1 protein-coding gene is annotated in these 427 nt (G+C 65.1%); it reads right to left on the bottom strand.

What is annotated here, in order from left to right; all coding sequences use genetic code 11:
- A partial coding sequence (locus GM658_RS28650) for an Ig-like domain-containing protein (RefSeq protein WP_170299039.1) occupies positions 1-427 on the bottom strand: 427 nt, incomplete at both ends.

Raw genomic sequence — 427 nt, forward strand, 5'->3', positions numbered from 1 at the left:
GCCTTGCGGGTGTTCCAGCTGAAGGACAGCGAGGAACCGGCGCCGGAAGCTTTCAATACGCCGTCGATGTAGACGCTCATGTTGATGCCGGCCGAACCGCTGTTGTCGGAGGCGTTCACGCTCACGTTCACGTTGCCGGAAACCATGCCGCTGGTCGGGTTGGCGATGGCGACCACTGGCGGCGTGGTGTCGGCCACCGGCGCCTGTACGGCGTTGGAGACGTTCACCTGCACGGTGGAGGAGGTCGCCACGTTGCCGGCAGCGTCATAAGCGATGGCCACCAGGTTGTTCATGCCGTTGGCCACGCTGGTCGAATCCCAGGAGAAGCCGTATGGGCCTGCGACGTCGGAGGCGACCACGGTGCCGTTGACCTTCAGGTCGACACGGGCCACGCCCACGTTGTCGGCGGCGTTCACGCTCACTGCGA

It is taken from the genome of Massilia eburnea, from assembly GCF_009720745.1.
GTDB classification, from domain to species: Bacteria; Pseudomonadota; Gammaproteobacteria; order Burkholderiales; family Burkholderiaceae_D; genus Rugamonas; species Rugamonas eburnea.